The sequence below is a fragment of the Planomonospora algeriensis genome (genome assembly GCF_977012225.1).
Genome location: NZ_CDRNDK010000948.1, coordinates 1 through 919, shown reverse-complemented (window position 1 = coordinate 919; position 919 = coordinate 1). Strand labels below are relative to the sequence as shown.

1 protein-coding gene is annotated in these 919 nt (G+C 76.9%); it reads right to left on the bottom strand.

Features of this window, described 5'->3' with window-relative positions:
• The coding region (locus ACWJ6R_RS37095) for a HelD family protein (RefSeq protein WP_449066664.1) at nt 1–919 on the bottom strand (919 nt) is incomplete at both ends.

Below are 919 nucleotides of genomic sequence, written 5' to 3'. Positions count from 1 at the left end.
CGGGCCCGGTCGCGGGCCGCGGCGCAGACGCTGCGGGGGGGCGCGCAGGGTCATCTCCTCGACCACGACCTCGACGCCGCCGCGCAGGGAGGTCCGTACCGGGAAGGAGACCTCCAGGTCGCCGTCGGGCAGGCGCTGGCGGTCGCGCACCGCGGCGGCGACGACACCGGCCATGCGCAGGTCCCCCTTGACGACGGCGGCGGCCGGGGAGTCGTCGGCGCCGGCCCGCACGCCGGGGTGCAGCTCGCCCACGGTCGCCACGACCACGTCGGTCTCGCCGAGGGAGGGCAGCACCTGGCCGATGTAGCGGGAGAACAAGGTGGTGGGGCCGATGACGAGGATGCCGCGCCGCGACAGCACCTCGCGGTGGGTGTAGAGCAGGTAGGCGGCGCGGTGCAGCGCGGCGACGGTCTTGCCGGTGCCGGGACCGCCCTCGACGACCAGCGCTCCGGCCAGGCCGGAGCGGATCACTCGGTCCTGCTCGGCCTGGATGGTCGCCACCACCTGGCTCATCCTGCCGGTACGGCCGCGCCGCAGCGCCGCCATGAGCGCGGCCTCGCCGACGAGGGTGCGCCGGTCGGGTTCGGTGAGGCGCTCCGGGTCGAAGACCTCGTCGTCGAGACCGACCACGGTGCGGCTGCGGGTGTGCAGGTGGCGGCGGCGCACCAGCGGGCCGGGGTCGGCGGGCGTGGCGGTGTAGAAGGGGCGGGCGGCCGGGGCGCGCCAGTCGGTCAGGATGATCTCGCCGTCGGCGCCGCGCAGCCCGGTCCGGCCGATGTAGAGGGTGCGGCCCTCGGTGTCGTCGGTGCGGCCGAAGCACAGGCCGTGCTCGGTGGCCGACAGTTGCGCCAGGCGGCGGGCGTGCTCGGCGGCGGAGACGTCGCGCTCGAGGCGGGCCTGGTGGGTGCCGCCGGCCGCG